Origin of the sequence: Streptomyces sp. NBC_01717 (assembly GCF_036248255.1) — a bacterium.
GTDB lineage: Bacteria > Actinomycetota > Actinomycetes > Streptomycetales > Streptomycetaceae > Streptomyces.
The window spans coordinates 1,720,240-1,743,865 of sequence record NZ_CP109178.1; the positions used below are offsets into that span (position 1 = coordinate 1,720,240).

The following is a 23,626-nucleotide window of genomic DNA, read 5'->3' on the forward strand; positions in this document are numbered from 1 at the left end:
AGGATGCGGAACCCGATGACTGACAACTCCGAGATGGTGGCCTTCGTCCGGGCGCGCCTGGCCGAGGAGGAACAGGTTGCGCGAGCGGCCGGCAGCCAGAGTTGGCGGTGCCCGGCCGAGACGCCGGGGGAGGTCCATGACCGGACCGGCGCCATCGCGTTCAGCCTGCGGACCCATGGTTACGACGATCACATCGCCCTGCAGGACCCCGCGCGCACGCTCCGCCGCGTCGAGACGAGCAGGGTCCTGCTGGACGAGTACGAAGAGGTCGCCGCCCTGGACACCGACCGCCCCCACCACGACTTCGCCTCCGGCCGCGCGGTCGGACTGGGCTTCGTGGTACGGCAGATGGCCGCGGAGGACGCCGGGCACCCCGATTACCAGGCGAAGTGGCTGCCGCGGTTCACCCAGTGACCAAGAGTCCCTGCGACGGGGCGCCACCGGTCATGCCGGGGGACCGGCCGGCTCCCCCCGCCCCTGCGCTCACCCGCCGAAGGTTCGCAGCCCTCACAGCGGGCAGGCCGCAACCGGACGGCAGATACTGATCTGGTCCGTCCGCATCAGACCTTCGCCGGGACACCGGCCACCCTGCCGCAATCAGGCCGTCGAGCAACCGGGAGCAACACCATGCGTCTCCGCCGCCCTCCGACCTTCGCGTTCACCGTCCCGGCCGCGGCAGCGGCCGCCGTGTTGCTGGCCGCCACCAGCGCTTCGGCCGCGGTCGTCACCCCGCACTCGGCGGGGCTCAGCCGGCTCGGCACATGTCAGGAGAAGGCCCTCGGTGTGAAGGCGGCGCCCGGTGGCCCGGAGAACGTGGTGCACATCAGCGTCACCAACCACGGCCGTTCCAGTTGTGTCGTGGACAGGATTCCGACGATCACTTTCGCCGGGCTCGACGGCTCCGCCCAGACCGTGCCGCCCGCCGAGAGCGGCCCGTACACCCTCGCGCGCGGCGGACGGGCGTACGCCGCCCTCCGCACCGCGGACCCGGCGAGTACCGAGGGACATTTCGTCGGCACCCTGAGCGTGTCGGCCGATCCCTCGCACTACGGGGTCACCTTCGGCGCGGCCGTCGTGGGCATGCCGCAGGGGATCCACGTGTGGGAGCCGATCACCACGCTCTGGCACGGGTCGGCGGCGGCCGCCACCTCGGCGCTGGCGGACGCCCTGGGGTGAGGGCTGTCCCGCCGGTGTGCCCTCACCCCGCCCCCGTGGCGCGGGTGGGCTGAGGGCACGTCCGTGCAGGCGTCGCGCGTCCCTCAGACCGCCGCCACCACCACCGTCCCCGCTCCCTGCCCCGTCGCCCCGGCCTCCTCCACGATCACGCGGTACGGACGGTCCGTCCCCTCGGCCGTGACCCGTGTCGAGCCTGAGGCGCTGTCCCGTACGACCCGGAAGGCCGCCGCAGCGGTGCCCGTCAGGTCCACCAACGTGACAACCGTGTCGGTCGTCGAGGGCGCCGGGCCGAAAGCCCGCAGCGTCAGGCCGTCCAGCCAGTCGCCGTCCGGGCGCTGGTCGTCCGCGCCCCACGGGAGTACCGCGCCGGGGCGGACCAGGAGCGGAAGGCTGTCGAAACCGTGCGTCTCGTGGCGCCAGGCCGGTCCGGTGACCGTTTCGCCGGTCAGGAGGTGGGTCCAGGTGCCTTCGGGGACGTAGTACTCGACCTGGCCGTCCTCCGTGAAGACGGGGGCCACCAGCAGGTCCGGCCCGAGCATGTACTGGCGGTCCAGCATGCGGGTGGTCGGGTCGGCGGGGAACTCCAGCAGCATCGGCCGCATCATCGGGATGCCCGTGCGGTGGGCCTCGGCTGCCACCCCGTACAGGTACGGCATGAGGCGGTGCTTGAGAAGGGTGAACTTCCGGGCAACGTGCACGGCCTCGTCGCCGAACGCCCACGGCACGCGGTACGACACATTGCCGTGCAGCCGGCTGTGCGAGGAGAGCAGGCCGAAGGCGAGCCACCGCTTGAACACCGCGGGGTCGGGGGTGCCCTCGAAGCCGCCGATGTCATGGCTCCAGAAGCCGAAGCCGGACAGCGACAGCGACAGACCACCGCGCAGCGACTCCGCCATCGCGGTGAACGAGGCGAAGCAGTCGCCGCCCCAGTGGACCGGGAACTGCTGGCCGCCCGCTGTCGCCGACCGGGCGAAGAGCACCGCTTCACCGTGGCCGCGCTCCTTCTCCAGGAGTTCGAAGACGGTGCGGTTGTAGATCTGCGCGTAGTAGTTGTGCATCCGCTCCGGGTCGGAGCCGTCGTGCCAGACGACATCTGTCGGCACCCGCTCGCCGAAGTCCGTCTTGAAGCAGTCGACGCCCTGGTCGAGAAGGACCCGCAGCTTGGCTTCGTACCACTCGCGGGCGGCCGGATTGGTGAAGTCGACGAGTGCCATGCCGGGCTGCCACAGGTCCCACTGCCAGATGTCGCCGCCGGGACGGCGCACCAGATAGCCGTGCTCGGCGCCCTCCGCGAAGAGCGGTGACTTCTGGGCGATGTACGGGTTGATCCACATGCTGATGCGCAGTCCGCGTTCCTTGAGCCTGGTCAGCATGCCGGCCGGGTCGGGGAAGACGTCCGGGTCCCACTGGAAGTCCGACCACTGGTATTCGCGCATCCAGAAGCAGTCGAAGTGGAAGACGGACAGCGGGATGTCCCGCTCCGCCATGCCGTCGACGAACGAGGTGACGGTCTCCTCGTCGTACGAGGTGCAGAACGAGGTGGTCAGCCAGAGGCCGAACGACCAGGCCGGGGGCAGCGCCGGCCGGCCGGTGAGGGCGGTATAGCGGGCGAGGATGTCCTTCGGCGTCGGCCCGGCGACGATGTAGTACTCCAGTGACTGGTCCTCGACGCTGAACTGCACCTGGCCGACCGACTCCGAGCCGATCTCGAAGGACACCTTGCCGGGGTGGTTGACGAAGACGCCGTAGCCGCGCGAGGAGAGGTAGAACGGGATGTTCTTGTAGGCCTGGTCGCTGCTGGTGCCGCCGTCCGCCTGCCAGATGTCGACGGTCTGGCCGTTCTTGACGTACGGAGTGAAGCGCTCGCCGAGTCCGTAGACGTTCTCGCCGACGTCCAGGGCGAGTTGGGCGATCATGTGGTGTGCGCCGTCGGGGGTGGCGGCGAAGGCGGTGCCCTTGCTGTCCACTGCCGTCAGGCGGCGGCCCTCTGCGTCGAGGAAGGTCATGCCCCACGGTCCGTCGCCGTCCATGCGCAACGTCAGCGGGCCGCTGGTCAGTTCGGTGACCGGGCCGTCCCGACGGGTGCTTGCGGCGGCCGTGGCGGTGTCGAGTCCGGGGAACTCGAAGTCCGGTCCGTGGTTGACCTTGCCGGCGTGATGGGTGGTGCGTACGCCGATGATCCCTTCGGCCGGGGAGAAGCAATCGACGGTGATGAGTGGGGTGTTGAGGGTGTCGCCGCGCTGGTGTACCTGCTTGACCGCGGCGTAGGCGGTGAACTGGTCGGCGTCGACCCGCAGGTCGCGGATCTCGGTCGCGTAGCAGGCGCGGACGCCCTCTCGCATGAGCCAGAAGCCGTCGGTGAACTTCATGAGGACTCCTTGCCGGGGGCAACTGGACGGAGGTGAGAGTCAGGACGTGGATACGGCGGGGTCACTCGGTTGCTCCCGTGAAAGCGATTCGGGCCAGACGGACCGCGCCCCGCAGCGCGACCTGTACGTCCCGCACGCCGGAGGCGGTCAGCGGTGTCTCGTGGCCGCGGTAGTCGTAGGGGCCGTCGGTGGCGGGGATGTCGACGGTTGTCGTGCGGCCGTCGACCGTGATCTCCACGGAGCCCTCCCCCGCGGCGGATACCTCGACGGTGCGGGTTCCGGCCGCGAAGTCGCAGCTGTGGAAGAGGAGTTCGTTCTCGGGGGCGGTGGCGGTGACGGCGTCGCCGTCCGTCTTCGTGCGGTCGACGATCTCGGTGCCGTGCTGCTCGTCGTAGTCGGCCGCTTCGAGTCCGTGGTGCAGGACGGGGCGGGGGCCGGACGGTTCGCCGTCGACCGTGACGACGGCGGTGAGCCTGATGTCCGCGGCGGAGGCTCCGGCCCGGACTTCGTACGCCCCGGGTTCGACGGTCCAGCGGCTGTGCGCCACGTCCCAGTGGCCGAGTTCGGTCACCGGGACGGCGAACTCGATGCGCTGCCCGGCACCGGGCGCGAGGTGCAGGCGCCGGTGGCCGACGAGCTGACGCAGGGGCCGGACGACGGAGGGTGCCGGCGCTCGTACGTAGAGCTGGGCGACCTCGTCGGCGGCGACGACGCCGGAGTTGGTGACGGTCACCGACACGCGCAGCCGGTCGCCGTCGAGCTCGGCCGTCAGCCCGGAGTAGGTGAACGCGCTGTACGACAGTCCGTGGCCGAACGGGTAGAGCGGCGTGCCCTCGTAGTAGAGGTACGTCTGCCGTGAGCCGATGATGTCGTAGTCGAGCAGGCCGGGCAGCTCCGCGTCGGAGGTGTACCAGGTCTGCGGGAGCCGGCCGGCCGGGGAGACGTCGCCGGACAGGATCCGGGCGAGCGCGGTCCCGGCCGCCTGGCCGCCGTGCGCGGTCCAGAGCAGGGCGGGGAGCACGGCCGCGGCCTCGGTGAGTGCGTACGGGTAGGCGGAGGTGACCGCCAGCACGGTGCGCGGGTTCGCGGCCTGCGCGGCGCGCCAGAGGCGTTCCTGGTGGGCGGGCAGGTCGAGGGTGGTGCGGTCCTCGGTCTCGCGGCCGTTGATGTGCGGGTCGTTTCCGACGACGACGATCACGGTGTCGGCGCCTGCGGCCGCGCGGGCGACGGCGTCCTCGCCGCGCTCGACGACCTCGATCTCGAAGACGGTGGCGGCCGGCCCGGCGCCCGTCCCGGCGTGTCCGGAACTTTTTTCGTCCACCCCGGCAACCTTTACGCCGTCGGCGGCAACCGAGACGTACCCACCCGTTCCGATGTGCACAAGGCGGTGCCCCCCGGCGTGACCTTCCACCTTCTCCCAGCGGAATGTCTCCTGGACGATCCAGCCGCCGGGTTCGTCCGCGGACGCGCGTACATAACCGTCCTCGGCGACCGACAGATATCGGCCGTCGGGGTCCCGCAGGGTGAGCACACCGTTGCCCCAGTCGACGAGCGCCAGCTCGGACGGGGTGTCGCCGCACGTCAGCGGCGGAAGGTCGGTGCGGCCGGCGAGGAGCGCCGGGTCGAGGGCGCCTTCCGCGCCCTGGCCGGTGCCGGTGCCGGCGTTGGCATCGGGGATCTGCAGCCAGCCCGCCGCGCACTTCAGGCGGATCAGGTCGGCGCCCTCCGCGAAGGTCACCCGGTCCGCGCCGAACCGGATCCGCACTCCGTCGAGCGGGGTGGACCGGTGGATCAGCGTGCCGCTGTACCAGTCGAGCTTGCAGGCGTCGGCGAGCAGGCCGACGACCGCGATCGTCCCGGGCGCCCCGGGGTCGAGCGGCAGCAGACCGTCGTTCTTCAGCAGGACCACGGCCTGTTCGGCGGCCTCCTGGGCGAGCGCCCGGTGTTCGGCCGTGTCGAAGGCGGTGGTGTCCGCGTACGGGTCGAGGCCGGGGTCGAACTCCCCCAGCGAGTAGCGCAGTTCGAGCAGGCGGCGGACGGCGGTGTCGATGTCGGTCTCGTCGAGGAGGCCCTGCTCCAGTGCGCGGCGGATGCGGCCGGTCATCACGGTGGAGTCCTGGCCGTGGTCGGTGAAGCTGTCGACTCCGGCCTTCAGCGCTGCGGCCGTGGCCTCTTCGTGGGTGTCGAAGTAGTGCTCGGAGTCGACCAGGTTGGACGGCGCCCCGGCGTCGGAGCAGACCACGAGCGACTGCTCGGTCCAGCGTCGCAGTTGTTGGGACAGGAGCGGCGAGACATGGTTGGGCCGCCCGTTGACCAGGTTGTAGGCGGGCATGACCCCTGCGACCGCGCCCGCACGCACGGCGTCGCGGAACGCCCGGAGGTCGTACTCGTGCAGCACCCTCGGGCGGACCGACGAGGAGGAGGTGTCCCGGTCGGTCTCGTTGTTGTGGGCGAGCCAGTGCTTGAGCACCGGGGCGGTGCGCCAGTAGTGCGGGTGGTCGCCGCGCAGTCCGCGGGTGTATGCGACGGCGATCGCGGAGGTCAGGGCGGCGTCCTCCGCGTACCCCTCCTCGCCGCGCCCCCACAGCGGATGGCGCAGCAGATTCACGGTCGGGGCCCAGACGTTGAGCCCGACCCGGTCGTCCTTGGCCCGCTTGGCGCGGACCTCGTTGCCGACCGCCTCGCCGACCCGGCGCACGAGGTCGTCGTTCCAGGTGGCGCCCAGGCCGACGGCCTGCGGGAAGACGGTCGCGGGACCCATCCAGGCCACGCCGTGCAGTCCCTCCTGGCCGGTCCGGAAGGCACCGATCCCGAGCCGGTCGACCGCGGGTGCGAACTGGTGCAGCATCGCGATCCGCTCGTCGAGGGTGAGCCGCTGAAGCAGATCGTCGATGCGCCGGGCGAAGGGCAGTTGCGGGTCGCGGAAGGGCTGCGGTTGTTCCGTCACGTGCGGGTCCCCTTGGAGAGGTGGGAGGTTTTGCGAGGTCCGGGCCTGCTGAGGATCCGTCCAGGCCCCGGAAGATCTTTCGAAGCGCTTCGATGCTCTGCGTCAACCCCTGCGGGTGTCAAGGGTGCAGCCTCGCCATTCACGGTCAACCGGGCTCGATCACACCGGGAAACGGTTCGGAAACAGGTCGGAGGAATCTGGAAACGGACTCTTGTGCCTCCGGGACCCTTCACTTAATCTCGCTGCAACATCGAAGCGCTTCGACAGAGTTTCGATGGGGTGCCGGTCGCCCGCAATCTCCTTGATCTGCCGGGACGGTGACGCGTTCTGTCACCGTGTCACCTTCTCGTTGAACCGCTTCACCTCGGCCGGTTCAGCCGGTTCCACCGGTCCGTCCGGTTCCACCGGCCCATCCGGCTCAGCCAGTAACGCCCCACCTCAGACACAGGAGCCGAACGGCGGTCGCCCGCCGCGTGTCGTCCTGGTGCGCCTCGAAGGGTTGACGCAATGACGCCGAATTCCTCCCCCGCCTCCACCGCCCCGAGCCGACGGAGCTTCCTCGCTTCGAGCGCTGTCGCCGCGGTCGCCGTGGCCGGCGGGGTGCCGCTGCTCGCCGCCTGCGGCGGCGGCTCCGGTTCCGGGAGCAAGGAAGGTACGACGACGGGCAAGGCGCTCAAGAAGGTCCTGCCGAACTACGTCCCGTCGAACCTGGTCCAGCCCGACGTGGCGGGCGTCAACGGTTCGAGCCCCGGTTTCACCGAGCTGCCCGACCCGCTGGCCACCTCGGTGAAGTCCGCACCGGGCAAGGGTTCCGCGTTCCGCATCATGACTCCGCTGTGGGGCACCGTCCCGAAGAAGAACAACCCGTACTACACGGCCGTGAACAAGGCGGTCGGCGCGACGCTGAACTTCGACCCGCAGGACGGCAACACGTACCAGGACAAGATCGGCGCGGTCCTCGCCGGCTCCGACATCCCGGACGTCGTGACCATCCCCGGCTGGAACATGCAGGGCCAGATCCGCAACGCGATCACCGCCAAGTTCGCCGACCTGAGCCCGTACCTGGCCGGTGACGCGATCAAGAAGTACCCGAACCTGGCGAACATCCCGACCGGCGCCTGGCAGTACTCCGTCTTCGGCGGCAAGCTCCGCGGTCTGCCCATGCCGCAGCCGATCCTCGGCAACGCGATCTTCTACCGCAAGGACCTGATCGGCTCCGGCGCCGTCCCGGGCAGCGCCGCCGACCTGCTGGCCTTCGGCAAGGAGTACACGGACGCGAAGAAGAAGGTCTGGGCCTTCGACGACCTGTGGACCTGCATCCAGAAGATCTTCGGGCTGCTGCCCGACGCCCCGCACTACTGGAAGCTGGAGAACGGCAAGCTCGTCCACAAGATCGAGACGCAGGAGTACCGCGAGGCGCTCGCCTTCGCCCGCAAGCTCCACGACGGCGGTTACGTCCACCCGGACGCCGAGGCCGGCAAGGACGCCGACTCCAAGATCCGCTTCACCGGCGGACGTGTCCTGATGTACAACGACGGCACCGGCGGCTGGAAGGGCATGGTCACCGAACAGGCCGCCGCCAACCCGAAGTTCGACATGCAGGCGCTGGACTTCTTCAACCAGGACGGCGGAAAGCCGGTCCTGTGGCAGGACGACCCGGCCGGCATCTTCACCTTCCTCAGCAAGACGCTGCCGAAGGCGAAGATCGAGGAGTTCCTCGGCATCGCCGACTTCGCCGCGGCGCCGTACGGCACCAAGGAGTTCATGCTCACCAACTACGGCGTGCAGGACACCCACTACACGATCAAGGACGGGGTGCCGACCTTCACCCCACAGGGCATCCAGGAGGCCCAGCCCTCCACCTTCCTGTTCCTCGCCTCGCCTCCGCACACCATCGCCTTCCCGGACGAGCCGCAGCTGGTGAAGGACTACGCGGGATGGATGGCCCGGCAGGCCCCGAACGTCAAGAAGCCGCTCTTCTTCGGCATGCAGATCGTCGAACCGCAGCGGTACGCCTCCCTGTACACGCCCTTCGACGACCTGCAGAAGGACATCCGGCGCGGCCGCAAGAAGGTCAGCGACGTCGACGCCGCGGTCACCACGTGGAAGAACAGCGGCGGCGACAAGCTGCGCGATTGGTACCAGGACATTCTCGACAAGAACGGCTCCGGCAACTGACGCGTACGACGGACACGGACCCGTACGTACGACAGCGAGACGGCCGCCGGGCACAGGGATCCCGGCGGCCAGGGCGGAGAGCACGACATGGGGAGCACACGGTGAAGCCACGGGCCACGGTTGCGACCGAGACGGACCGAGCGGCCGACCGGGCGACGGGCCCGATCGGCGACGACGGGAGCGGGGACAGCAGGAGCGGGGACGGCAGCAGCGCCGCAGGCGGCAGGGAGAGCAGCAGGAAGCCCCGAGCCGCGGGCAGGACTCCACCGGCGGCAGGCGGCATCACCTGGCGCCTGCGCCTGCGTCGGGACCGCACGCTGGTCCTGATGACGCTGCCCGCCATCGCTCTGCTGCTGATCTTCAACTACATACCGCTGCTCGGAAACATCGTGGCCTTCCAGGACTACGACGTGTACGACCTGGGCATCACCGGCAGCCCCTTCGTCGGCTTCGACAACTTCACCCGGATCTTCGAGGACTACCGCTTCTGGCAAGTCCTCATCAACACGCTGGTCATCTTCCTGACCCAGCTGCTCCTCTTCTTCCCCATCCCGATCGCGATCGCCCTGCTGCTCAACACGATCATGAGCGCGCGGGTACGGGCCTGGGTGCAGGCCGTCGTCTATCTGCCGCACTTCTTCTCCTGGGTGCTCGTCGTCACCGTCTTCCAGCAGATGTTCGGCGGGGCCGGCCTGGTCGCGCAGTGGATGCGCGAACACGGCCACGAGGGCTTCGACCTGATGACCAATGCGAGCTTCTTCAAGTTCCTGGTCACCGCACAGGCCGTGTGGAAGGACGCCGGGTGGGGCGTGATCGTCTTCCTCGCCGCGCTCGCCGCCGTCAACACCGATCTGTACGAGGCGGCGGCCGTCGACGGTGCGGGGCGCTGGCGCCGCATGTGGCACGTCACACTGCCCGCGCTGCGTCCGGTCATCGCCCTGCTGCTCGTCCTCCGGGTCGGCAGTGCGCTCAACCTCGACTTCGAGCAGATCCTGCTCCAGCGCGACCAGGTCGGTCCGGGCGCTTCCGAAATCCTCGACACCTACATCTGGTGGACGGGCATCAAGACCGGTGACTTCGGCTACGCGGCCGCCGCCGGAATCTTCAAGGGACTGTTCAGCGTCGCCATGGTGCTGGGTGCGAACAAGGTCGCTCACATGCTGGGCGAGCAGGGGGTGTACTCCAAGAAATGACGACTCTCCTGGAAACGGACAAGGACAACGGCCGGACGGAGCAGCCCTCCACGGCACCCGAGGAGACACCGCTCCAGCGCGCACTGAGGATCGAGCCGCGCCCCGTGTGGGAGGAGGAGCCCACCAAGGCAGGCCTCGCCTTCAAGGGCTTCGGTCTCGTCGCGATCTGCGCGGTCGTGCTCGTGCCTCTGTGGGTGGTGGTCGTCACCAGCCTCTCCGACACGAAGACGATCAACAATGCGGGAGGTCTGGTCGTCTGGCCGAGGACCGTCACCTTCGTCGCGTACAAGGAGCTGCTCGGCGGCGGGGCCGTCACTCGGGCCGCCATGGTGAGCGTCGGCCTGACCCTCGTCGGTACGGCGTTCAGCATGGTGATCTCGGTGCTCTGCGCGTACGGGCTGAGCCGGCGGGACTCCTTCGCGCACAGCAAACTGCTGATGACGCTGATGGCGACGATGTTCTTCGGCGCCGGGCTCATCCCCACCTATCTGCTGGTCACCGGCATCGGACTGGGCAACAGCTACTGGTCGATGATCCTGCCCAGCGCGATCAGCGTCTTCAACATCCTGGTGCTGCGCGGCTTCTTCATGGACACCGCGCCCGAACTGATCGACGCGGCCCGGATCGACGGCGCGGGCGAGTGGCGGATCCTGCTGCAGATCGTCATGCCACTGTCCCGAGCGGTGATCGCCGTGATCTCGCTGTTCTACGCGGTCGGCTACTGGAGCCAGTGGTTCAACGCGATGCTCTACATCCAGGACAGTGACAAGTACCCGCTCCAGATGATCCTGCGCCAGCTCGTCCTCCAGCACCAGGTCCCGCCGGGCGCCATGGGCGCGGCGGTCAGCAGCGGGGCGATCAACAGTCTCGCCGTGCAGATGGCGGTCATGGTGCTGGCGCTGATCCCGGTCGCGGTGCTGTCGCCGTTCGTCCAGAAGCACTTCCAGAAGGGCATGCTCACCGGCGCCGTGAAGGGCTGATACGCACCACACGCTCCGGAACCCACCGTTTCCTTCGCTCTCTCCCCCTCCTTTCCTCCACCGGAAGGTGTTCGCCATGCGCGCTTCGTCCGCGCCCACGCCCAGTCGTCGCACCGTGCTGGCGGGAGCAGCTGTCGCGGCTGCGGCCGTCGCCCTGCCGGTCGCGGCTCCCGCCGCCGCCCACGCCGCGAGCCGGCGGACGCCCCATGGGGGGCAGAGGGCCCAGGCCCACCGCTGGCGCACGGCGGCGATCGGCGGCACCGGCTTCGTCACCGGTCTGCTGTTCCACCCGTCCATCAAGGGACTGGCCTACGCCCGCACCGACATCGGCGGTGCCTACCGCTGGGACGACACGCAGTCCCGATGGACCGCGCTCACGGACCAGCTGGGCTGGGACGACTGGAACCTGCTGGGCGTCGAGGCGCTGGCCGTCGACCGGGCCCACCCCGACCGGCTGTATCTCGCGCTCGGTACATACGCCCAGTCGTGGGGCGGACCCGGTGCGGTGCTGCGGTCCGAGGACCGGGGGGCGACCTGGGCCCGTACGGATCTCACGGTGCGGCTCGGGGCGAACGAGGACGGCAGGGGCGCCGGTGAGCGGCTGCTCGTCGACCCGTGCGACAGCGAGCGGCTCTGGCTCGGCACCCGCCACGACGGGCTGCTGCGCTCCACGGACCGGGGTGCCACCTGGACGTCGGCCGACTTCCCTGCCACACCGTCGGCGAACGGCCAGGGCATCATGTTCCTCGTCGCCGCGGGCCGGTCGGTGTACGCGGGCTGGGGCGACGGCGGCACGCCCCTCTACCGTACGAACGCCTCCGGCGGCTGGGAGGCGGTGCCCGGTCAGCCGTCCGGCGGTGTCGCGGCGTCGAAGGTACCGATCCGGGCGGCGTACGACACCAACACCCACGCCCTGTACGTCACGTACGCGGACGCACCCGGCCCCAACGGGCAGGCCGACGGCTCGGTGCACCGCCTCGACACGGTCACGGGCAGCTGGACCGATGTCACTCCGGTGGCGCCGAACTCCGGCGCCGGGGACGGTTTCGGGTACGGCGGGGTCGCCGTCGATGCCGGGCGGGCCGGCACGGTGGTCGTCACCACCAACAACCGGTGGTCGCAGATCGACACCCTCTTCCGGTCCACCGACGGCGGCGCCAACTGGACCTCTCTGAAGGACACGGCGGTCCTCGATGTGTCGGAGACGCCGTACCTGCGCTGGGGCGGGGACGCGGCCAAGTTCGGCTGGTGGATCCAGGCCCTGGCCGTCGATCCGTACGACTCGCAGCACATCGTGTTCGGCACGGGCGCCACGATCTTCGGGACGCGCGATCTCGTCCACTGGGCGCCGCAGATCCGCGGCCTGGAGGAATCCGCGGTCAAGTTCCTGATCGCCCCGCCGACTGACGGTGCCCGACTGCTCAGCGGACTGGGCGACATCGGCGTGATGTACCACGAGTCGCTGACCTCGTCCCCGTCGCGCGGCATGGCATCGAACCCGGTCTTCGGTACCGCCACCGGCCTGGCACTGGCCTCGCTCGAACCCTCCTACGTCGTACGCACGGGCTGGCCGTCCGGCTCGGGTGCGGCCGGGGCGTACTCCGAGGACGGGGGCAGCAGCTGGCAGCCGTTCGCCGCGCAGCCGGAGATCGCCGCCGCGGCCCCGGGACCGGTCACCGTCGGGGCGGACGGGGCGACTCTGCTCTGGTCGTTCATCCACTGGGACGGCACGAAGTACCCGGCCCATCGCTCCACGGACAACGGCGCGACCTGGTCCGAGGTGACCACCTTCCCCAAGGGCGGCACCCCGCTTGCCGATCCGCTCGACCCGACGCGGTTCTATGTGTACGACACGGACACCGGGGCGGTTCTCCGCTCCACCGACTCCGGCGCGACGTTCACCCAAGGCGCCACTCAACTCCCCTCCGGTGACATCCAGTTCAAACTTGCTGCCGCCCCCGGCCGCAGCGGTGACCTGTGGCTGTCGGCAAAGGACAACGGACTGTTCCGGTCCACGGACGGCGGACTGACCTTCAGCGCCGTGGCGGGCTGCCAGGCCTCGCACGCACTGGGCTTCGGCGCGGCCGCGCCGGCCGGCCCCAGGAAGTCCGGCCGCCGGGTCCGCGACTCCTACCCGGCGATCTTCCAGACCGGACGGGCCTCCGCCACCTTCGACGGGGTGGCGGTGCTGCGCTCGGACGATGCCGGCGCCACCTGGGTCCGGATCAACGACGACAGCCATCAGTGGGGCTGGACCGGCGAAGTGATCACCGGCGACCCCCGCATCCACGGCCGTGTCTACCTGGGCACCAACGGCCGCGGCATCCAGTACGCAGACCCGGAATGAGGAACGAGAAGTCCATGCCGTCCCTGCGCGACGCAGCCCGTGGCCGCATCCTCTTCGGCGGCGACTACAACCCCGAGCAGTGGCCCGAGGAGGTGTGGGAGGACGACGTACGGCTGATGAAGGACGCCGGGGTCAACTCCGTCACCCTCGGGGTGTTCTCCTGGGCGAAGATCGAACCACGCCCGGGCGCACGGGAATTCGGCTGGCTGGACCGCCTGATGGACCTGATGCACACCCACGGCATCGGGGTCGTGCTCGCCACACCGACCGCGTCCCCGCCGCCGTGGATGGGGGCGGAGCACCCCGAGACGCTGCCGCGCGGCGAGGACGGCTCGGTCGTCTGGTACGGATCGCGGCAGCAGTTCTGCGCGAGTTCGGCGGTCTACCGGCGTTACGCGGCGTCCCTCACCGAGGACCTGGCGGCCCGGTACGCCGATCATCCGGCGCTGACCGTGTGGCACATCAACAACGAGTACTGCACGCACTGCTGGTGCGACGGGACCGCCGCGCACTTCCGCCGGTGGCTGCGCGGTCGCTACGGCGCCCTCGAAGCGCTCAACGAGGCCTGGGGAACGGCCTTCTGGAGCCAGCGCTACGACACATGGGAGCAGATTCTGCCCCCGCGCAAGGCGCAGTACATGAAGAACCCGACACAGGTGCTGGACTTCAAACGGTTCACGTCCGACGCCCTGATGGAGTGCTACCTGGCCGAACGCGACATCGTCGCCCGGCACACCCCACACATCCCGGTGACCACCAACTTCATGCCGTTGTGGTCGGGGCAGGACGCCTGGGCGTGGTCGGCCCAGGAGGACATTGTCTCCGTCGACATCTATCCGGACCCGAAGGACCCGCAGGGCGCCCAGTACAACGCGATGCTCGCCGACATGACGCGCTCCCAGGCGGCCGGACCGTGGATGCTGATGGAACAGGCCGCGGGGCCGGTGAACTGGCGAGGCGTGAACCATCCGAAGCCGGCCGGCCTCAACCGGCTCTGGTCGCTCCAGTCGGTGGCGCGCGGCGCCGATGCCGTCTGTTATTTCCAGTGGCGGCAGTCCCGTCAAGGCGCGGAGAAGTTCCACTCCGGGATGGTCACGCACGCGGGCGAGAACGGCCGCACGTTCCGGGAGGTCAAGCAGCTCGGCGCCGAACTCGCAACGATCGGGGCGGCGGTGAGCGGTGCGGACGTGCCGGCCGAGGTGGCGATCCTGCACGACTGGGACTCCTGGTGGGCGGGCGCCCAGGAGGGCAGGCCGTCCAGGCTCCTCGACTACACGGAGATCGTGCAGAGCTGGCACCGGGCCCTGTGGGAGTCCGGCATCGGCACCGAGTTCGCCCGCCCCGAGGCCGACTTGATCCGGTTCCGGATGGTGGCCGTGCCACAGCTGTATCTGCTGACGGATGCCGCGATCGACAACCTGGTCGCCTACGTACGGGGCGGCGGGACACTGGTCTGCGGCTTCTTCAGCGGAATCGCCGACGCGGACGACCGGATCAGACCGGGCGGCATGGACGTGCGGCTGCGTGAGCTGTGCGGCATCCGAACGCTCCACGAGTGGTGGCCGCTCGACGCGGACACCACGGTGGAGTGCGACGGCTTCCGGGCCTCGGTCTGGTCGGAGGAGCTGGAAGCGGATCCGGGTGCGGAGGTCGTCTCCGCGTACCGGGGCGGCGAGCTCGACGGGCTGCCCGCCGTGGTCCGCAACGACCGCGCGTACTACGTCTCGACGCTGCCCGAACCGGAGGCCCTGCGCGCCCTGCTCGGCCGGGTGGCGGCCGAGGCGGGGGCCGGACCGGTGCTGGCCGGGCTGCCCGAGGGTGTGGAGGCCGTCCGCCGCGGTGATCTGCTGTTCCTGCTGCACCACGGCCGGGGCGCCGTCACCGTGCCGGTACCCGGTGCGATGGTGGATCTGCTGACCGGGGCGGCAGTCGACGGCATTGTGGAGCTGGGCCGTTACGGCGTGGCCGTGCTGCGAGGCGCAACCCTGTGACCGCCGCGGGTACGGACGCCGGCGCCCCGCGCCGCGACGGCACGTGGGAGCCGCACCCCGCGGCCCGCTGGGAGGACGCCTTCCTCGGCGGAAACGGCCGGCACGGAGCCATGGTGTACGGAGATCCGGCCGACGACCGGGTCATCGTCAATCACCACACCCTCGTCCGCCCCAACGGCAGCGAGCACGCCCGCCCGCCCCGGCTCGCAGACCGGCTGGAGCATGTTCAGGACGCGCTGCTCGCCGGGGACACGACGGCGGCCGAGAAGTTCGGGGCGGAACACCCGCTGCTGTGGGTCCAGCCGTTCCACCCCGCCTTCCAGACCCGGGTCCGCCGCCCGCCGTCGCCCGTCGACGGTCGCTCGGGGACGGCCGGCTACCGCCGCTCCGTCGACTTCGCCACCGGTGAGATCTGCGCGTCCCACGAGGACTGGCGGAGCCGCGTCTTCGTCTCACGGGCCGACGACGTCATCGTCCAGTGCATCACCGGGATCGGGCTCACCGCGGAGCTCACCCTGGACCACGCACTGCCCGGTGCACCACCGCGTCTCGCCATCGGCCGCAGCACCGCACTGACGGCCGACGGCGCCCGGCTGGCCCTGCGGGCCGGCTACCCGGACAGCGATCTCGCCTACACGGGCGTCACAGTGGCCCGGGTGGACCGCGGATCCGTGACCGTGTCGGGCGAGGGCGTCCGTGTCGACGGCGCGCGGACTCTGCTGCTGATGACCCGGGTGCGGCGTCATACGGGCGACCTGGACCTCGCCGAGGAGTGGGGAGCACTGCCGTACGCCGACTACGAGACGCTCCTCGCCCGGCATCGGCCCCCGCACCGCACCGCCTACGAACGCGCCGGCCTCACCCTGCGTGCCGAGGCGAGCGAACGCGACATGCCGGGAAGCGAGTTGATACGTCACCCGGAGAGCCCCGCACTCCTGGAGCGGCTGTTCGCAGCGGGCCGCTACCACCTGCTCTCCGCCGCAGGGGCGCTCCCGCCACGGCTGACCGGTCTCTGGACCGGCGACTGGGACACCGCCTGGTCCGGTGCGTTCACCACCAACGCCAATCTCAATCTCCAGATCGCGTCGGCCGCCGCGGCGGCGCTGCCGGAGGTCTCCGAAGCCCATGCCGGTCTGGTCCGCGGCCAGCTGGCCGACTGGCGGGACAACGCCCGCGCGATCTTCGGCACCCGGGGGATCGTCGCCCCGTCGCACACGGACGGCGAGTCCGGCCACACCCGCCACTTCCAGCGCGCCTATCCGCTGCACCTGTGGACCGCAGGTGCGGACTGGCTGCTGCAGCCCCTTCTGGAGCACGCCGAGACCTACGGCGTAACGGACCCCTGGCTGACCGACGCGCTCACCGAAGTGGCGGAGTTCTACGAGGACTTCCTCACCCGGCACGCCTCGGACGGCACCCTCGCCGTCGTCCCTTCGTACTCACCGGAGAACCGTCCGGCCAACGCGAGCTGGGGGACGATCAACGCCACCATGGACATCGCGGCGGCCCGCCACGCCCTGACCACGGCCGCCGGACACTCCCCCGGCCACCCGGCCGCGAGCCGCTGGCGCGCCCTCGCCGACCGGCTCCCCCCGTACCGCGTCAACGAGGACGGGGCGCTCGCCGAGTGGGCCTGGCCGGGCCTGCAGGAGACGTACGACCACCGGCACCTCAGCCATCTCTACCCGGTGTGGCCGCTGGGCGTGATCAACCCGTACGACACCCCGGAGCTCGCGGACGCCGCACACTGCGCACTGGAGCTGCGCGGCGCGGAGAACGACTCCGCCCATGGCCATCTGCACCACGCGCTGATCGCTGCACGGCTGCGGGACGGAACGCGGGCCCTGGACGCGCTGAACGCCGTGCTGGCGGGCGACTTCTTCCACACGTCGCTGATGACCTCGCACTATCCGTCCCGCGACGTCTACAACGCGGACGCCGCCCATGCACTGCCCGCGACGGTCATCGAGATGCTCGTCCAGTCCACCCCGGACCGGCTTGTGCTGCTGCCCGCGCTCCCCGCCACGTTTCCGTCCGGCGAACTGCGCGGGGTGCGCGCCCGGTTCGGCGCCCGCGTGGATCTGTCCTGGTCCGACGACGGTCACGCCACGGTCGTCCTGCACCCCAGCCGTGACGCCCGCGTCGATGTACGCACCGGCGGCGGGCTCACGCTCACCGATACCCCGACACGGCGCCGCACCGAGATCCCTGCCGAGCCCCCCACCGAGACCTCCGCCGGAACTCCCGTTGCTCTGCTGGACCTGACGGCCGACGTGGACCGCGTCCTCACTCTGAGGCCGCGGTAGCGCATCCCCCCACCCCGACTCCCCGCACCATGGAAGGGACAACCATGGCACGACGCATCCTCAGCAGGTTCGTACTGGCACCGACGGCCGCGGTCGCCGCCCTGATCGGCTTCGCCGCCGCACCTGCCCAGGCCGCGATCTGGTCCTCCTCGGACCAGTGGGGCAACTACACCACCAGCGACGGATACACCCTCTACAACAACATCTGGGGTTCCGGCGCGGGTGCCCAAACCATCTGGGTCAACTCCTCCAGCAACTGGGGAGTCTGGGCCGACCACCCGAACACCGGCGGCATCAAGTCGTACCCCAACGCCAAGAAGGTCGTCGGCAAGTCCATCACCTCGATGGCGTCGCTCAAAAGCAGCTACAACGTCACCGTCCCCTCGTCCGGCGCCTACAACACGTCGTACGACATCTGGGACACCGACTACGACTACGAGGTGATGCTCTGGGTCAACTACAACGGCGCGGTGGGCGCACTCGGCACCTCACAGGGAACGGTGACGCTCGGCGGCCACACCTGGAACGTCTACAAGGGTGACAACGGCGCCAACCAGGTCTTCTCGTTCCTACGGACCTCGGACTCCACTTCGGGCACGGTGGACGTCCTGCCGATCCTGAAGTGGATCAAGGACACCAAGGGCTGGTGGGGTAACGAGACCATCGGTGACGTCCAGTTCGGCTACGAGATCACGTCGTCGCCCGGCGGCCTGGACTTCACGACGAACGGGTTCAGCGTCTCGTCGAGCTGACCTGCACAGGAAGGAGCCGGCCCCTCGCGGGGCCGGCTCGTTCGCCGCGTGATGTCAGCGCACGGGGGCGGCACCGCTGCTCGCCCGAACCGTCAACTCAGGTGCCAACAGCTCGACTTCGTCCGTGCCCCGGCCGCCGAGCTTCGCGACGACCTGCTCGACGGCGCGCCGCCCCATCTCCTGTGCCGGTATGGCGACCGAGGTGAGCCGCACGGAAGCCTCGGAGGCGAGCTGTTGGGGACAGATCGCGACGACCGACACGTCCTCGGGCACCGCGCGCCCCTGCTGACGCAGCAGATTGAGCAGCGGCTCGACCGCCGACTCGTTCTGCACGATGAACCCGGTGGTCCCCGGCCGCTCGTCGAAGATCCGGGCCAGCGTCCGCTCCATCGCCGCGTACCCGCCTTCGCAGGGCCGGTGCAGCACCCGCACCCCGCTCTGCTGCGCCTTCGTCCGCACGCCGTCCATCGTCCGCTCGGCAAAGCCGGTGTGCCGCTCGTACACCGCGGCCGCCTCGCCGATCACCGCGATCTCGCGGTGGCCGAACCCGGCGAGATGCTCCACGCAGAGCGCCCCGGTGGCCTCGAAGTCGAGGTCCACGCAGGTCAGCCCGTCGGTCTCGGCGGGCAGACCGATCAGCACGGCGGCCCGGTCGGTCTCCAGGAGCAGCGGCAGCCGTTCGTCGTGAAGCTCGACATCCATCAGGATCATGGCATCGGCGAGCGAGCTCCCCGCGATCCGCCGAACGGCCGCCGGACCTTCCTCCCCGGTCAGGAGCAGGACGTCATAGCCGTGCGCGCGTGCGGTGGTGGCGACGGCGATGGCGATCTCCATCATCACGGGCACATACATGTCGGTGCGCAGCGGCACCATGAGTGCGATGATGTTGGACCGACTACTGGCGAGCGCGCGGGCTCCGGCGTTGGGGTGGTATCCGAGTTGCTGAATACTTCGCTCCACCCGCTCCCGGGTGGACATGGAGATGGACCGCTTCCCACTGAGGACATAGCTCACCGTGCTCGCGGAGACTCCGGCATGCTGGGCGACCTCGGCAAGGGTGACCATTCGGCTCTCCATCACAGGACGACGGCGGATTCCAGCACACACTCTGACACGTACCGGCAGTTTTGGCGAAGCGCTTCGATTCCGACTTACCCGCCTGCGACATGCACGGACAGACCGAGCCTAGACTGACTGGCACAGCGAGTCCAGAGCCTATGTCGAAGCGCTTCGACGCCGCCTGACGCAGAGCGGACCAAGGCGGCCTACGGCGCCCGGTCACGCGCGCGAGCCGCGTACCCATCTACCGTCCACCTCGGCGAGTTCACCTCGACAGGTTCGGATCCCGGCAGGTCCGCGAGGCCGCGATGCGACACGTAAGGTCCCCCCCGGAGCTACGGGCACGGTCGCGATGTGAGAGACCCTGCGCGGCTTCCACCAGGGACGCTATGGTGCCGACGCTCTCGCGGCGGGCGCGAACGCAAGGACGACGGGTGAGAAGGATGTCTGACCAAGTGGTGGCGGCAGTGGCACATTCCACGACGGCGCGGCCGGGACCCGACGCACCCACCGTGCTCTATCTGGGGCTGCGCCGCTCATCCCTGGAGTGGCAGGCGGAGCTGGACGCCGCCACCGCACTGGGGCTGCGTGTCCATGTGTCCTCCGACTCCGACGTCAGCCACACCGGACTCCCTGCCGAGCAGCGGGGCTCCTTCGACCGCACCACCCCGCTCGCGGACCAGGCCGCCCGGGCTTCGCCCGACGAGGCCCCGGCGGCCGTCGCCTGCTGGGGTGACAAGCACGTCGGCCTCACCGCGCGGCTCGCCGAGGACTTCGGGGCCCGGGGCATCGGCACGGCGGCCGCGGCCGTCTGCACGGACAAGGTCGCACAGCGCCTCGCGATGGAGCCGTACGGGCTGAACCCGGCCTGGCGGTCGGGTGCGACTCCCGACGCCCTCCGGGCCGCCGTCGAAACCCTGGGCGCGTCGGGGAAGCCTCTGGTCTTCAAGCCCGCCCACTGCTCGGGCGGCCGGGGCATCACCCTGATCACCGCGGACTCCGACCTGGACGTCATCTTCGAGCTGACCGCCGAGAACTACTCCGGCACCACCGACTTCCTGGTGGAGGAGTACGCGGAGGGCACCGAGCACTCCGTCTCCGGGCTCGTCGCCGACGGCACCGTCCGGATCCTCGGCGTCACCGACAAGTACCTGGAAGGGCCGCTGTCCGCGTCCTGGGCCACGACCGTACCGTCCGCTCGTACGGACGCGCAGGTGGCGGAGTTGAAGCGGGCCGCCGAGCGGGCCGTTCTCGCCGTCGGCCTGCGGACCGGCGGCTTCCACGTCGACCTGCGGTTCACCGCCGCAGGGCCGGTCGTACTGGAGATCGGCGGACGGCTCGGCGGCGACCTGATCAACTCGCATCTGATCCCGCTGAGCCGCCAGGGTGCCGTACGACCCTACGAGTCGCTGCTCACCCTGCTGACCACCGGTCAACTCCCCGGCGAGCTCACCGAGCCGGCACAGGGCGCGGCCATGGTGCTGCTCCCCAAGGCCGGGCGGCCGGTGACGGAGCTCGTCGGAACCGCGCTCGCCCACCCCCGTGTGACACTCGCCGCCGACTGGCCCGGTACGGACACCGTGGTGGCGGTCGTCGTCACCGAGGACCCGGCGGAGCTGCCGACTGCCGTAGCAGACATACGGAAGCTGATTCCCTGACGGGCCTCAGCAGCCGCCGGTGGGCGCCCTCGCCTGCCGGAAGGAGCGGGCCACGGCACCATGTCGAAGCCGCGGCCCGGTCCTCACTCATCCGTTCAGCAGAACCGGGAAGGCCTCCATGTCGTTCTGCGTCATCACCGGCAGCTTGCGGATCTCCTCGTCCGGCACGGCAAGCCGCAGCCCGGGGAAGCGCCCGAAAAGCGCAGGCAGAGCGATCCCGGCCTCCACCCGTGAGAGCGCTGCTCCCGGGCAGATGTGCGGGCCGTGGCCGAAGGTCATGTGGCGGATCGGGGTCGGCCGGGTGATGTCGAAGGCGTCGGCATCCGGTCCGTGCTGCTCGACGTCACGGCCGATGACCCGGTAGGAGATGACGACGCCCTCCCCCTTGGCGATCACGTCGTCGCCGACCTGAATGTCCTCCGTGGCGAACCGCATCAGCAGGTGCGTGGTGGGGGTGTCCCAGCGCAGCGTCTCCTCGATCACCGTCTCCCACGGGATCTCGCCGTCGAGGACCTTGCGCAGCTGGTCGGGGTGGGCGAGCAGGGCCCGTACCGCATTGAGGATCAGCCCGATGGTGGTCTCGTGCCCCGCCGCCACCATCGCCTTGAGATTACCGACCACCTCTTCCTCGGTGAGCGGGTCCCCGCCCTCCTCGGCAAGGATGAGCGCACTGGTGAGATCGTCCGTCGGCCGAGCGGTCTTCTCGCGGACGAGTCCGGCGTAGAAGACGTCCAGCTCGGCAAGCAGGGCCATCCGTTCCTCGTGCGGGGTGAGCATGGAGAAGAATGCTTTGTACTTCTTCGTCAGCATGGCGTGCTCGGACTCTTCGACGCCCATCAGCATGCCGACCACCCGCATCGGCAGTGGTTGCGCGAACACGGACTTGAGGTCGACCACGCCGTCCTTGCCCTGTTCGGCCAGAGCGTCCAGCAGCTCCTCGGTGAACTTCTCGATGTCCGGTCGTATCGCTTCGAGGCGGCGGGGTGTGATCGCCTGGGAGGTCTTGGTACGCAGCCGCCGGTGCTCCTCACCGTCCACGGTGAACATGGAGCGCCCGGCATCGATCATGCCGATCAGCGGCCAGGCGTGGGTCACCGCTCCGCTCTGCCAGAGCCCCCACGCGTCGATGTCCTTCACCAGGCGTGGATCGACGAGCAGTTGACGGGCCTCGGCATGCCGGGTGACGGTCCAGGCCGGCACACCGAGCAGCTCGATCCTGGCGAGTGCTCCGGCGTCGCGCAGCCGCGCCGTCTCACCGTCCAGGTCCTGGACCATGGGGTCGATGACCACGGTCGCGCCGGCCGAGGCTGCCTCGTGGGCAGCGGCGTGAGGGCAGTTCAAGAGAAGTCTCCTGTCGTACGTACGGGGCTGAACCGGACGGGCAGCGATTCCATCCCGCGCAGAAAGGCGGACCGCCGCCGGACGAGTGCCTGCGCGGGAACCGCCAGGGCGAGATCGGGCAGCCGGTCGAGGAGCACCTCGATTCCGGTACGCGCGATGGTCTCGGCGATCTCCTGGGCGGGGAACGGGCAGCGGTACTCGCCGTAGCTGAACGCCAGATGCGCACTGTTGCCGCCCTGGCCGGACGGGTGGCCGGTGGAGAGATGCTGCCGTACATGCGGATCGGAGTTGGCCGCGCCCAGGCCGAGCAGCAGCATGTCCCCGGCCCGGATCGACCGGCCGGCGAGCCGGGTGTCCCGGGCCGCCCAGCGGCCGGCGAGGATCTGGGTCGGGCTCTCCTCCCAGAGGACCTCGTTCATCGCTTCGGCGACACTGTGCCGGCCGCCGGAGAGGGAGTCGGCGAACTGGTCGTCGGTGAGCATCAGCCGCAGGGAGTTACTGATCCAGTCGGCGGTGGTCAGATGCCCGGCGGCCGTGATGGCCATCAGATCGAGGGCGAACTCCTCCTCGGTGAAAGGCTCGTGGTACGCAAGCATCCGCGTGGTCACGTCGTCCCCGGGCACCGCCCGCTTGGTCGCGACCAGCCGCTGCATGTGCTCGCCGAACCTCGCATACGCGCTCTGCGCCTCGGGCCCGCCGTCGGCCAGGTCCTTCAGTACCCGGGCGATGTCCGCCCCTTCCGCGTCGGGGAAGCCGACGAGCCGGGCGAGGACCAGCACGGGCAGCGGCTCGGCGAAATCCGCGACCAGATCGGCCGCACCGCGCGTGCAGATGCCGTCGACGATCCTGTCCGCCAACTCCTCGCAGTGGCGCCGGATTTCGAACGGATCCGCGCCCTCCAGGGCGGCGCCCACCATTTCGGCGTGGCGACGGTGCTCGGCGCCCGCGGTGAAGTAGATCGACGGCATCGGGCGCCCCACCATCGGGAGCAGTGGCCAGTCCTCGGGGATGTGCTCCCACTGGTTCCAGAGGCCGACGTCCCGGGGGAACAACTCGCCGTCGCTGGTGACCTGGTGGAGTTCGCGGTAGCCGATGATCAGCCAGGCCGGGAACCCGCCGGGCAGCTCGACGGGCACGACGGGACCGTGATCGCGCCGCATCGTGCGGTAGAGGGTCTGGGGCTCGGTATGGAACTCGGGGCCGCTGAGGGGCACTGCGCCCGCGCCGTGCCGAACGGGGCAGCCACGGCCCAGTGGTTCAGCGGACGCGGAATCGGTGGTTGAGGGGCGCGTCATCGAGCTGACTCCTTCGGCGGCGGCGACTCGCGTT

At 70.0% G+C, this 23,626-nt stretch carries 15 protein-coding genes; 10 read left to right on the forward strand and 5 right to left on the reverse strand.

The features are described 5' to 3' along the window. The first annotated feature begins 15 nt into the window (after positions 1–15). On the forward strand, positions 16–414 hold the full coding sequence (locus OHB49_RS07935; protein WP_329159031.1) for a DUF6221 family protein: 399 nt from the start codon (positions 16–18) through the stop codon (positions 412–414). Between the two features lie 213 nt (positions 415–627). Next, positions 628–1,176, forward strand: coding sequence for a DUF4232 domain-containing protein (locus OHB49_RS07940; RefSeq protein ID WP_329159032.1), 549 nt, complete (start codon positions 628–630; stop codon positions 1,174–1,176). A gap of 83 nt (positions 1,177–1,259) precedes the next feature. On the opposite strand, the gene yicI is transcribed toward OHB49_RS07940, so the two are convergent. Further along, entirely contained in the window at positions 1,260–3,545 is a 2,286-nt protein-coding gene (yicI, locus tag OHB49_RS07945; protein WP_329159033.1) for an alpha-xylosidase, read from the reverse strand. Positions 3,546–3,606: 61 nt separating this feature from the next. Beyond that, positions 3,607–6,492, reverse strand: coding sequence for a glycoside hydrolase family 3 C-terminal domain-containing protein (locus OHB49_RS07950; protein WP_329159034.1), 2,886 nt, complete (start codon positions 6,490–6,492; stop codon positions 3,607–3,609). Between the two features lie 507 nt (positions 6,493–6,999). On the opposite strand from OHB49_RS07950, the gene OHB49_RS07955 reads away from it, so the two are divergent. The 7 genes from OHB49_RS07955 (at position 7,000) to OHB49_RS07985 (ending at position 18,239) form a co-directional block, all read left to right on the forward strand. Continuing rightward, complete coding sequence (locus OHB49_RS07955; protein WP_329159035.1) at positions 7,000–8,670, forward strand: extracellular solute-binding protein; 1,671 nt, start codon at positions 7,000–7,002, stop codon at positions 8,668–8,670. A 101-nt stretch (positions 8,671–8,771) separates the two neighbouring features. Beyond that, positions 8,772–9,863, forward strand: a complete 1,092-nt coding sequence (locus OHB49_RS07960) for an ABC transporter permease (protein WP_329159036.1) — start codon at positions 8,772–8,774, stop codon at positions 9,861–9,863. Then, entirely contained in the window at positions 9,860–10,843 is a 984-nt protein-coding gene (locus OHB49_RS07965; protein ID WP_329159038.1) for a carbohydrate ABC transporter permease, read from the forward strand. The genes OHB49_RS07960 and OHB49_RS07965 overlap by 4 nt, the downstream gene beginning before the upstream one ends. Before the next feature lie 76 nt (positions 10,844–10,919). After that, positions 10,920–13,190: a WD40/YVTN/BNR-like repeat-containing protein gene (locus OHB49_RS07970; RefSeq protein ID WP_329159040.1), complete on the forward strand. Its 2,271-nt coding sequence runs from the start codon at positions 10,920–10,922 to the stop codon at positions 13,188–13,190. A gap of 14 nt (positions 13,191–13,204) precedes the next feature. Continuing rightward, positions 13,205–15,181, forward strand: coding sequence for a beta-galactosidase (locus OHB49_RS07975; RefSeq protein WP_329166400.1), 1,977 nt, complete (start codon positions 13,205–13,207; stop codon positions 15,179–15,181). After that, positions 15,178–17,487: a glycosyl hydrolase family 95 catalytic domain-containing protein gene (locus OHB49_RS07980; RefSeq protein ID WP_329159041.1), complete on the forward strand. Its 2,310-nt coding sequence runs from the start codon at positions 15,178–15,180 to the stop codon at positions 17,485–17,487. Before OHB49_RS07975 ends, OHB49_RS07980 begins: the two co-directional genes overlap by 4 nt. Before the next feature lie 44 nt (positions 17,488–17,531). Then, complete coding sequence (locus tag OHB49_RS07985; protein ID WP_329159043.1) at positions 17,532–18,239, forward strand: glycoside hydrolase family 12 protein; 708 nt, start codon at positions 17,532–17,534, stop codon at positions 18,237–18,239. A 54-nt stretch (positions 18,240–18,293) separates the two neighbouring features. On the opposite strand, the gene OHB49_RS07990 is transcribed toward OHB49_RS07985, so the two are convergent. After that, on the reverse strand, positions 18,294–19,304 hold the full coding sequence (locus OHB49_RS07990) for a LacI family DNA-binding transcriptional regulator (RefSeq protein WP_329159045.1): 1,011 nt from the start codon (positions 19,302–19,304) through the stop codon (positions 18,294–18,296). A gap of 437 nt (positions 19,305–19,741) precedes the next feature. Between OHB49_RS07990 and OHB49_RS07995 the strand changes: the two genes are divergently transcribed. Continuing rightward, positions 19,742–20,956, forward strand: coding sequence for an ATP-grasp domain-containing protein (locus tag OHB49_RS07995; protein ID WP_329159047.1), 1,215 nt, complete (start codon positions 19,742–19,744; stop codon positions 20,954–20,956). 87 nt (positions 20,957–21,043) lie between these two features. Here the strand turns inward: OHB49_RS07995 and OHB49_RS08000 are convergent, their stop codons facing one another. Continuing rightward, positions 21,044–22,297, reverse strand: a complete 1,254-nt coding sequence (locus OHB49_RS08000; RefSeq protein ID WP_443079502.1) for a cytochrome P450 family protein — start codon at positions 22,295–22,297, stop codon at positions 21,044–21,046. Beyond that, positions 22,294–23,592 carry a cytochrome P450 gene (locus OHB49_RS08005; RefSeq protein ID WP_329159048.1) on the reverse strand — a complete coding sequence of 433 codons (1,299 nt, stop codon included), beginning with the start codon at positions 23,590–23,592 and terminating at the stop codon, positions 22,294–22,296. Before OHB49_RS08005 ends, OHB49_RS08000 begins: the two co-directional genes overlap by 4 nt. Positions 23,593–23,626: the final 34 nt, after the last annotated feature.